Genomic DNA, 2,343 nt, shown 5'->3' with positions numbered 1-2,343 from the left:
GGGCTGGCCCCGGGAGGCGCCGGCTGGCTGTGGTTCCTGCTCGCGGCCTGCGGCTACCTGCTGCTGCTGCTCGCCGAGGGGCGGGACCGGCTGTCCCGGTGGGGCCGGATGTTCGGCGGCAGCCCGCGGCCGCCCAGCCGCCTCGGGGCGGGACTCGAGGCGCCCGCCGGGGCTGCGGTGGCCCCGGTCCGCACCGGGCGGCGGATCGGCGTGGTGGCGCTGGGCATCGCCCTGGTGGTGCCCGCGGCCCTGCCGTCGCTGAGCGGCGGGCTGCTGGACACGCGGACCGCCGGCGGCACCGGCCCCGGCAGCGGCACGATCTCCGCGGTGAACCCCCTGGTGTCACTGCAGAACAGCCTCAACCAGACGGACGACCGCGAGGTGCTGACGTACCGGACGAACTCGGCGAACGCCCGGGACCAGTATCTGCGGATCGTGGCGCTCGACCAGTTCGACGGCAGCTCGTGGAAGCCGTCGGAGCGCCGGGTCACCGACGTCCCGCCGACCCTGCCGCCCGCTGCCGGCCTCAGCTCGCGGGTGCGCACGGCTCCGGTGGAGACCACCGTGGCCGCCGCCGAGTGGTACCGCCAGAGCTGGCTGCCGCTCCCCTACCCGGCCACCCGGGTGCGGATCGACGGGCGGTGGCGCTACGAACCGGTGGGCCGCACCCTGGTCGGCGACCGGGGGCAGACCACGCGCGGGACGCGGTACGAGGTGTCGAGCCTGCTCGTCCAGCCGACCGCCGCCCAGCTGGCCGACGCGGGGACGCCGCCCGGTGACCTGCTGCGCGAGTACACCGAGGTGCCCGACTCGCTGCCCGCCGTGGTCGCGCGGACGGCCCGGGACGTGACGGCCGGTGCCACCAGCGCGTACGAGCGTGCCGTCCGGCTCCAGGACTGGTTCGCCACCGAGGGCGGGTTCGTCTACGACACCCAGGTGGCCGCGGGCACCGGCCGGGACGCCATCGCCCGCTTCCTCCAGCAGAAGCAGGGCTTCTGCGTGCACTTTTCGTTCTCGATGGCGGCGATGGCCCGGACGTTGGGCATCCCCGCGCGCGTGGCGGTGGGTTTCACACCGGGCACGGCCCGGTCGGACGGCTCGATGTCGGTGGGCCTGAAGGACGCGCACGCCTGGCCCGAGCTGTACTTCGAGGGCGTGGGCTGGACCCGCTTCGAGCCCACCCCGACCCGGGGCGTCGTGCCCGACTACGCGATCACACGGACGCCGTCGGACGGGGACACCGACCCGGGCGTCCCGCAGCAGGACGACACGGCGTCCTCGTCGGCGGAGGTGGCCCCGTCGCAGAGCTGCGCGCCCGCCGACCGGCGGCTGGGCGAGTGCGGGGCGGCGGCCGACCGGGCGGGCGGCGGCACCGTGGGCGGTGGGTCACCGCCGTACCGGATCCTGGCCTGGTCGGCGCTGGGGCTGCTGGCCGTGGCACTGCCCGTGCTGCCGCTGCTCTGGCGGATCCGGACGCGCAGACGCCGGCTGAGGACGGTCGGTGGGCCGCTGTCGGGCAGCCCGCGGGGGCAGACCGCCTCGGCCCAGCAGCACGGGGCCTGGGCCTCTCAGGGGGACGCGGGCGTACGGCTGGAGGGCGCGGGCCCCGGTGGGGACCCGGCCGCGGCGGAGGTCGCGTCCCGGAGGACCCTCGCCGCCTGGCGGGAGCTGATCGACTCCGGGTGGGACTACGGGATCGTGCCGGACGACACCCAGACTCCGCGCCAGGCCGCCGACCGGATCGCGCGGAGCGGCCGGTTGGAGCCCGTGGCGGCCGAGTCGGCCCGCCGGGTGGCGGCCGCGGTGGAGCAGCTGCTGTACGCGCCCGAACCACGCCTGCCCGCGGGCCTGCCGGACGACGTACGGCGGGTGCGCGACGGGCTGCACGCCACAGCGGGGCGCGCGGCCCGGCTGCGGGCGGTGCTGGCGCCGCGGTCCGCCGTGCGTGTGGTGTGGGCGGTGGCGCGCTGGTGGTCGGTGCTGGGGGCGCGGTGGGGCCTCGAGCGCTGGGCGCAGCCCCTGCGGCGGACCCGTCCGAGCGGCCAGCGGAGCTGAGGGCCATGGCCGACTGAACCGAGGCTCATGACCAGCGGAGCTGAAGGCCCATGAGTGAAGGCGGTCACCATGTGCGTGACCGCCCCAACACCGCAGCTTCAGTTAGGAATTCAGTCGCTCTGATCCGTCAGCGGCCGCCCTCTCGGGACGGCCGTCAGTGCCCCTGCTGCTCGTCGCGGCGGCGCTGCCACCGCTCCTCGATGCGGTCCATCATCGACCGGCGCTGCCGTGGGCGCCGGACGTGGCCGCCGCGGCCGGAGCCGTCCGCCGCCGCCTGCTCGCCGGGCT

Annotated in this window: 1 protein-coding gene; it reads left to right on the top strand. The window is 76.6% G+C overall.

The genetic code is table 11. The features are described 5' to 3' along the window. Positions 1-2,055, top strand: a 2,055-nt coding sequence (locus tag AOK16_RS24145; RefSeq protein WP_055474229.1) for a transglutaminase TgpA family protein, incomplete at its 5' end; no start/stop codon positions are given. Positions 2,056-2,343 lie beyond the last annotated feature (288 nt).

It is taken from the genome of Streptomyces pathocidini, from assembly GCF_001418495.1.
GTDB lineage: Bacteria > Actinomycetota > Actinomycetes > Streptomycetales > Streptomycetaceae > Streptomyces > Streptomyces pathocidini.
Note: the sequence above shows the minus strand (reverse complement) of the source record. Positions and strands in the feature narration are given on the sequence as shown.